We start from the raw sequence: 8,011 nt of genomic DNA, 5'->3' as shown, positions 1-8,011 counted from the left end.
GCTAGGGTTCGTAGCTGTAACCCATCCCGTATACCGAGCGGATCGGCTCGCCTTCCATGCCGGCGTCGGCCAGCTTGCGGCGCAGGTTGCGCACGTGGCTGTCGACGGTACGGTCGACTACCACGCGATGGTCCAGATAGAGGCGGTCGAGCAACTCATCGCGGGCCCAGATCCGGCCCGGCGTGGCCAGCAGGGTGCGCAGCAGGCGGTACTCCACCGGCGTCAGGTCCAGGCCTTTGCCGTTCCAGGTGGCGCGTGCCGCAGGCTCATCGATGTGCAGGCCGCTGTTGGCGCGTGCAGCGGGGTCCGGGCGGTAGCGGCGCAGCACTGCCATCACCCGCGCGACCACTTCGCGCGGACTGAACGGCTTGCAGATGTAGTCGTCGGCGCCGATCTCCAGGCCCAGCAGGCGATCGATCTCTTCCACCCGCGCGGTGACCATGATCACCGGCACGTCACTGCTGGCACGCAGTTCGCGGCACAGGTCGACGCCGTCGCGCTGTGGCAGCATCAGGTCCAACAGCACCAGATCAGGCTGGTAGCGCGCGAAGGCGTCGATCACCTGGCCGCCATCGTCCACCCATTCGCTGGCCATGCCGGCGGCGGCCAGGTAGTCGCGCAGGACCGAGGCCAGGCGTGGCTCATCCTCGACGATCAGAATCTTCGCGGACGCAGCGGGGGACGTGCTCATGCAGGCTCCGGCAGGGTGATGACCACGCGCAGGCCACCCAGCACCGAAGGCTCGGCGTGGATGTGGCCGTGGTGGGCGAGGATGATGTTGTGGCTGATGGCCAGGCCCAGCCCGCTGCCGCCGCTGGCACGGTTGCGCGAACTCTCCACCCGGTAGAAGCGCTCGAACAGCAGCGCGCATTTGTCGGCCGGTACGCCCGGAGCGGTGTCTTCCACGACCAGCTGCACGCCGGCGGGCACGCGCGCGGCCTGCACACGTACGCGGCCGCCGGTATGGGTATAGCGCAGTGCGTTTTCCAGCAGGTTGGCCAGGACCTGCTGCAGGCGCCGCTCATCGCCGGAGACCGGCAGCGGGCCGGCCGGCAGGTCTTCTTCCAGCGCCAGGCCCGCATTGGCGAAGCGCACGCGCATGCCATTGAGCTCGCTGCGCAGCAGTGCCACCAGGTCCAGCGGCGCGAAGCGGTAGGCCAGGCCCCCGGACTGGGTCATCGACAGGTCGTGCAGGTCGTCGATCAGTTTGCCCAGCTGGCGGATCTCGCCCTGCAGGGCACCGAGGTTGGCGCGGTCCAGCGGGCGGATGCCGTCTTCGATCGCCTCCAGTTCGGCGCGTACCACCGCCAGTGGCGTACGCAGTTCGTGCGAGATGTCGGCGATGAAGGCGCGGCGGTTGCGCTCGGTATCATCCAGCGCTTGTGCCATCCGGTTGAAGTCGTTGACCAGTGCGTCCAGCTCGTCATCGCTGGTGCGCTGGATGCGGGTGGCGTAGTCGCCGGCGGCGAGCCGGTGGGTGGCGGCGGCCAGCTTGGCCAGGCGCTGGCGCAGCGCGCGTGACACCAGCCAGGCCAGCAGTACCGTCACCAGCAGCAGCGAGATGCCGATCACCCACCATGCGCGCATCTGGGTGTTGTAGAAATTCAGATCGTTGGTGGCGATGACGGTCTGGAACGGCACCATGCCCAGCCAGCCCACGGTGTGCCCATCCAGCTGCACCGGATGCGGATCGTCATCACTGGTGGCATCGGGGTTGCCGGCCACGAACCGATGCTGCTCATCGAACAGGCCCAGCCGTGAGGGAACGCCGGTCTGGTCGGACAGCGGCGGCACCGGGCCTTCGTGCCCATGGGCCAGGTCCGGGCGCAGCAGCCGCGCCCAGCGGTCACTGTCGCCGCGCAGATGCTCCCAGCCGCCGTGGGCGCTGTACTCGCGCTGCAGGTGGGGCATCAGGCGCTGCATGCGCAGGTCGCCCTGGTCGTTGAGGTAGTCCAGGAAGCCGGTCTGGAACGCCACGCGGCTGGCAATGCCGTTCACTGCCAGCACCAGCAGGCAGGCGGTGAAGATCGCGAGGAAGGTCTTCGCGGTCAGGCCGAATTTGAGTCGAATCTTCGCCATCGCGGGGGCCATTAGCGGCGCATGCGGCGCTGAAAGCAAGCGTCAGCTGAGCCGGTCGCACAATCTCCATATTCTCTGCACAGTTCCACGGCAGCGTGCACGGGTCAACGCAAGGCCTCCACGCCCCCCATGTCACTCCCGCGCCCGCTGTCCCGTTCCCCCCGTCCGCTGCTGTTGCCCCTGCTGCTGGCCCTGGCCGCCTGCTCGGCGGGCAGGACCGACGTCCCGGCCACGCCCGAAGTGGGCATCATCACCGCCAGCGCACAGCCACTGGCGCTGCAGCAGACCCTGCCCGGCCGCGCGGTGCCGTTCGAGGTGTCCGAGGTGCGGCCACAGATCGGTGGGCTGATCCGCCAGCGGCTGTTTACTGAAGGCCAGCAGGTCAAGGCCGGCCAGCTGCTGTACCAGGTCGATCCGGCACCGTACCAGGCGGCCTTCGATACCGCGCGTGGCCAGCTGGCCCAGGCCGAGGCCACCGTGCTGTCGGCGCAGCCCAAGGCCGAGCGCACGCGCGCGCTGCTGGGCATGGATGCGGCCAGCAAGCAGGATGCCGACGATGCCACCTCGGCGCTGAAGCAGGCGCAGGCCAATGTGATCGCCGCGCGCGCCGCGCTGCAGGCCGCGCGCATCAACCTCGACTACACCCGGGTGACCGCACCGATCGACGGCCGCATCGGCACCTCCAGCGTCACCGCCGGCGCGCTGGTCGCCGCCGGCCAGGACGCGGCGCTGGCCACCATCCAGCGGTTGGACCCGGTCTATCTGGACGTGACCCAGTCCAGCACGCAGATGCTGGCGCTGCGCAAGCAGCTCGATGCCGGCCTGGTGAAGGCCATCGATGGCAAGGCGCAGGTGAAGGTGCTGCTGGAGGACGGCAGCACCTATGCCCATGAAGGTACGCTGGAGTTCGTTGGCAGTGCGGTCGACCCGGGCACCGGCAACGTGGTGCTGCGCGCGGTCATCCCGAACCCGGACGGCCTGCTGCTGCCGGGCATGTACCTGAAGGCGGTGTTGCCGATGGCCACCGACGCGCGCGCCCTGCTGGTGCCGCAGAAGGCGGTGCTGCGCAACGAGCGTGGCGAGCCGCTGCTGCGCCTGCTCGATGCCAAGGACCATGTGGTGGAACGCCGGGTCAGTACCGGCCAGGTGGTGGGCAACCAGTGGCAGATCACGCAGGGCCTGAAGGCCGGCGAGCGGGTGATCGTCAGCAATGGCAGTGCGGTATCGCTCGGCCAGCAGGTAAAGGCGGTGGCGGCCAGCAGGGCGCAGCTGGCGGCGATGCCGGCGGTCGACCCGAACGGCAACACCGACGAAAAGTCGCACTGAGGCCCGCCGCGCATGGTTCGTTTCTTCATCGACCGGCCGATCTTCGCCTGGGTGATCGCCATCGCGGTCAGCCTGCTCGGCCTGCTCGCGATCCTGATCCTGCCGGTGGACCGCTACCCGCAGATCGCCCCGCCCACCATCACCATCCGCGCCACCTACACCGGCGCCTCGTCGCAGACCGTGGAGAACGCGGTCACCCAGGTCATCGAGCAGTCCCAGCAGAGCCTGGACCACCTGATGTACATGACCTCGACCAGTGCCTCCGACGGCTCGGCGCAGGTCAACCTGGTGTTCGCTACCGGTACCAATCCGGACACCGCACAGGTGCAGGTGCAGAACCAGCTGCAGGCGGCCATGGCGACGCTGCCGCAGGCGGTGCAGCAGAACGGCCTGACCATCACCAAGTCCAGTGGTTCGATCTTCGAGGTGCTGTCGTTCACCAGCGAAGACGGCAGCATGGACAACTTCGATGTCGCCAACTTCATGGAAGCGCGCATCGACGACCAGATCAGCCGTGTCAGCGGCGTCGGCAACATCCAGCCGATCGGCCAGGAATACGCCATGCGCATCTGGCTGGACCCGGAAAAGATGCGCCAGTACGCGCTGATGCCGTCGGACATCGAGAGCGCACTGCAGGCGCAGAACACCGATGTGTCGGCGGGTGAACTCGGTGGCCAGCCGGCGCTGAAGGGCCAGCAGCTGGACGCGACCGTGACCGCGCGCAGCCGCCTGCACACCCCCGAGCAGTTCGCGCAGGTGGTGCTCAAGGCCGATGCCAATGGCAGCGTGGTGCACCTGGGCGACGTGGCGACGATCGGCCTGGGGCCGGAGAGCTACGACAGCATCAGCACCTTCAACGGCAAGCCGTCGGCCTCGCTGGGCATCGAGCTCAACGCCGGTGCGAACGCCATCGCCGTGTCCAAGGCCATCGATGCGCGGCTTCAGCAGCTGCAGAAGTACTGGCCGCATGGCTACACCGCCCACGTGGCATTCACCACCACGCCGTTCGTGACCATCTCGCTGAAGGAAGTGGTGATCACCCTGATCGAGGCGATCGCGCTGGTCGTGCTGGTGATGTACCTGTTCCTGCAGAACTGGCGGGCCACGCTGATCCCGACCATCGCGGTGCCGGTGGTGCTGTTGGGCACGTTCGGCGTGCTGGCGGCCTTCGGGTACTCGATCAACACGCTGACCATGTTCGCGCTGGTGCTGGCCATCGGCCTGCTGGTGGACGATGCCATCGTGGTGGTGGAGAACGTGGAGCGGGTGATGACCTTCGAAGGGCTGGCCCCGAAGCCGGCCACGCTGAAGGCGATGGGCCAGATCACCGGCGCGCTGGTCGGCATCGTGCTGGTGCTGACCGCGGTGTTCCTGCCGATGGCGTTCTTCAGTGGTGTCACCGGCGTGATCTATCGCCAGTTCTCGGTGACGATCGCCGCCGCGATGATCCTGTCGGTGCTGGTGGCGATGACCATCACCCCAGCGCTGTGCGGCAGCATCCTGCATCAGATTCCCAAGGGCGGCCACCCGCATGGCGATCACGGCGGCGAGCCGAGCCTGCTGGGCAAGTTCTTCATCTGGTTCAACCACCGCTTCGAGCGCACCTCCAACGGCCTGCGCCATCGCGTGGATGGTTTCCTCGGCCGGCGCACGCTGGGCGTACTGTTCTACCTGGTGCTGAGCGTGGCCACCGGCCTGCTGCTGTGGCACCTGCCCGGCGCATTCCTGCCCGATGAGGACCAGGGCATGCTCAACGCGCTGGTGAAGCTGCCAGCCGGCTCCACCCTGGAGCAGACCCGTGCAGTGATGGATCGCCTCAGTGCCGCTGCGGTGAAGGACGACAGTGTGCTCTCGATCCAGGCCACCGCTGGTTTCAGCGTTACCGGCAGCGGCCAGAACGTCGGCCAGGCCTTCATCCGCCTGAAGGACTGGGATGACCGCAAGGACGATGCCGATACCATCGCCGCGCGCTTGACCGCGGCGATGGCCAGCGTGCCCGATGCGCAGGTATTCATCACCTCGCCACCGGCCATCCTCGGCCTGGGCGATGCGGGCGGTTTCACCCTGGAACTGCAGGACGAAGGCGGTGCCGGCCATGCCGCCGCCGTGGCCGCGCGCAACACGCTGCTGAAGGAAGCTGCCAAGGACCCGAAGCTGGTCAACGTGCGCTACGCCAGCCTGGAAGACGCGCCGGTATACGCGGTGAAGGTGGACGACGCCAAGGCGCAGGCCATGGGCGTGAACCCGCAGGACGTCAATGACACCTTGAACGCGGCGTTGGGCGGCGACTTCGTCAACAACTTCATCTACAAGGGCCGCATCAAGAAGGTGTTCATCCAGGGCACCGCCGAAGCACGCATGCAGCCGCAGGACATCGAGCGCTGGAGCGTGCGCAACCAGGCCGGCCAGATGGTGCCGCTGTCGTCGCTGATCAGCACGCATTGGACCAGTGCGCCGGCCGCCTTGCAGCGCTACAACGGCGTATCAGCGATGGAGATCACCGGCCAGCCAGCACCGGGCGTCAGCTCCGGCGAGGCGATGGCCGAGATCGCGCGGCTGGCCGACACACTGCCGGAAGGCTTCAGCCATGCCTGGTCGGACATGGCCTACCAGGAGCAGCTCTCGGGCAACCAGGCGCCGATGCTGTATGCCATCTCGCTGCTGTTCGTGTTCCTGTGCCTGGCGGCGTTGTATGAAAGCTGGGCGGTGCCGTTCGCGGTGATGCTGGCGGTGCCGGTGGGCGTGTTCGGTGCGGTGCTGATGATGAACCTGCGTGGCCTCAACAACGACGTGTACTTCCAGGTCGGCCTGCTGACCACGATTGGTCTGGCAGCAAAGAACGGCATCCTGATCGTCGAATTCGCGCGCATCCTCGAACAGCAGGGCAAGAGCACCCGCGAAGCGATCCTGCAGGCGGTCTATCTGCGGCTGCGGCCGATCGTGATGACCTCGCTGGCGTTCCTGATGGGCGTGCTGCCGCTGGTGTTCGCCACCGGCGCCGGTTCGGCCGCGCGCCGTTCGCTGGGTACCGGCGTGGCCGGTGGTACGGTCGCCTCGATGGTGCTGGGCATGTTCTTCGTGCCGTTGTTCTACCTGCTGGTGCGCCGCATGTTCCCGGGCCGCGCGCCGGCCGAAGCCACTGCCCCGGAGGCAAGCCCATGAAGCCGATGCTGCTGCGCGCCCTGGCGGCCGCAACGATGACCACCGTGCTGGGCGGCTGCGTGAGCATGGCACCGCACTACCAGCGCCCCGAGGCGCCGGTGCCGGCACAGTTCGGCAATGCCGCCACCGGCGAGGCCGGGCCGGCACTGGCGATGCCGGCCTGGCGTGAGGTGTTCCTGGAGCCGCGCCTGCAGCAGGTGATCGCGCTGGCGCTGCAGAACAACCGCGACCTGCGCGTGGCGATGCTGCAGGTGGAGAAGGAATGCGCGCAGTACCGCATCCAGCGCGCGGCGCTGCTGCCGTCGGTGGATGCCAGTGGCAGTGTCACCCGCTCGCGGGTGAGTGATGCCAACAGCGAGATCGGCGTCAGCCAGGTGACCGAATCCGATGCGGTGCAGGTGGGCATCAGCAGCTGGGAACTGGACCTGTTCGGGCGCATCCGCAGCCTGAAGAACGAGGCCCTGCAGAACTGGCTGGCCAGCGCCGAGAACCAGCGCGCCGCGCGCACCAGCCTGGTGGCCGAAGTGGCGACGGTGTGGTTGGCGCTGGCGGCGGACGAGCAGTCGCTGGCGTTCACCCGGCAGACGCTGGACAGCCAGCAGCAGACCCTGCAGCGCACCGAGGCCCGCCATGCACAAGGCCTGGCCTCGGGCCTGGACCTGTCGCAGGTGCAGACCAGCGTGGACGCCGCGCGCGGTGCGCTGGCCAAGCTGCAGACCCAGCAGGCGCAGGATCGTGATGCGCTGCAGTTGCTGGTGGGCGCGCCGCTGGAGGCGGCGATGCTGCCCAGCGCACAGGCACTGGACGGCACCGTGGCGCTGGCGCCGTTGCCTTCCAACCTGCCCTCAAGCGTGCTGCTGCAGCGCCCGGACGTGCTGTCCGCCGAACACGCGTTGCAGGCGGCCAATGCCGATATCGGTGCCGCGCGCGCTGCGTTCTTCCCGACGCTGACGCTGACTGCCAACTACGGCCACAGCTCCACCGCGTTGTCGACGCTGTTCTCGGCCGGCACCCGCGGCTGGTCGTTCGCGCCCAGCATCACCGCGCCGATTTTCCACGCCGGTGCGTTGAAGGCCTCGCTGGATGCCTCGAAGATCGGCAAGGACATCGGCATCGCCCAGTATGAGAAGGCAATCCAGCAGGCCTTCAGCGAAGTGGCGGATGCGCTGGCCACGCGCGATCACCTGACCGCGCAGATGGAGGCCCAGCGTGCGCTGGTCGCCGCCAGCCAGCGCAGCTACACGCTGGCCGATGCGCGTTACCGCACCGGGCTGGACGGCTATCTGCAGGCGCTGGATGCGCAGCGCAGCCTGTATGCCGCGCAGCAGGACCTGATCGCGTTGCAGCAGCAGGAGGCGGGCAACCGGGTGACGTTGTTCAAGGTGCTCGGCGGCGGCGCGGACGCACGGTAACGCGCTTGCGCGGGTGTGTGCGTCTTCCGCTC

The 8,011-nt window shown here is 68.0% G+C and carries 5 protein-coding genes; 3 read left to right on the top strand and 2 right to left on the bottom strand.

Annotated features, from left to right (window positions below; all coding sequences use genetic code 11):
• Position 1 precedes the first annotated feature (1 nt).
• Complete coding sequence (locus N5D91_RS23975; RefSeq protein WP_110714055.1) at positions 2-691, bottom strand: response regulator; 690 nt, start codon at positions 689-691, stop codon at positions 2-4.
• Entirely contained in the window at positions 688-2,091 is a 1,404-nt protein-coding gene (gene baeS / locus N5D91_RS23970; RefSeq protein ID WP_153854764.1) for a sensor histidine kinase efflux regulator BaeS, read from the bottom strand. Before baeS ends, N5D91_RS23975 begins: the two co-directional genes overlap by 4 nt.
• A 117-nt stretch (positions 2,092-2,208) precedes the next feature.
• Here baeS and smeA point away from each other — a divergent pair, with 117 nt between their 5' ends.
• The 3 genes from smeA to smeC are packed head-to-tail and all read left to right on the top strand — an operon-like array spanning position 2,209 to position 7,979.
• Complete coding sequence (gene smeA, locus N5D91_RS23965; protein ID WP_110714053.1) at positions 2,209-3,405, top strand: multidrug efflux RND transporter periplasmic adaptor subunit SmeA; 1,197 nt, start codon at positions 2,209-2,211, stop codon at positions 3,403-3,405.
• Between the two features lie 12 nt (positions 3,406-3,417).
• The gene (smeB, locus tag N5D91_RS23960) at positions 3,418-6,567 is read left to right on the top strand and encodes a multidrug efflux RND transporter permease subunit SmeB (RefSeq protein ID WP_180855601.1); all 3,150 of its coding nucleotides are present in this window, start codon (positions 3,418-3,420) and stop codon (positions 6,565-6,567) included.
• Positions 6,564-7,979 (top strand): multidrug efflux transporter outer membrane subunit SmeC, encoded by a 1,416-nt coding sequence (smeC, locus tag N5D91_RS23955; protein ID WP_180855602.1) that lies wholly within the window; start codon positions 6,564-6,566, stop codon positions 7,977-7,979. Before smeB ends, smeC begins: the two co-directional genes overlap by 4 nt.
• The last annotated feature ends 32 nt before the right edge of the window (positions 7,980-8,011 follow it).

The sequence above is a fragment of the Stenotrophomonas sp. GD03794 genome, assembly GCF_029842145.1.
GTDB classification, from domain to species: Bacteria; Pseudomonadota; Gammaproteobacteria; order Xanthomonadales; family Xanthomonadaceae; genus Stenotrophomonas; species Stenotrophomonas riyadhensis.
Note: the sequence above shows the minus strand (reverse complement) of the source record. Positions and strands in the feature narration are given on the sequence as shown.